The organism is Patiriisocius sp. 208BN25-11, from assembly GCF_058147145.1.
Genome location: NZ_JBYVJY010000180.1, coordinates 1 through 230, shown reverse-complemented (window position 1 = coordinate 230; position 230 = coordinate 1). Strand labels below are relative to the sequence as shown.

The following is a 230-nucleotide window of genomic DNA, read 5'->3' as shown; positions in this document are numbered from 1 at the left end:
CATTACCTTCTGGCCCTACAACAGTTCCTCAAATTACTTTGTCAACACCTACTGATCCTTTATCGACAAGTGTAACAATTCCACAGGCACCTGCAATTCCTAGTGATGCAACAGTAGATGTCGTAGCTGCAAATGGAGCAGATACAGAAACCTACATTGTCTCATTTAGTATCGTAGTTGGACCGCCAATGGTAACTACTCCTACACCACCAGCAAGAGCTCCCGAAGAT

At 44.3% G+C, this 230-nt stretch carries 1 pseudogene; it reads left to right on the top strand.

Annotated features, from left to right (window positions below):
- A pseudogene (locus tag ACY2RS_RS16040) lies at positions 1-230 on the top strand (T9SS type A sorting domain-containing protein); the annotation flags it as partial.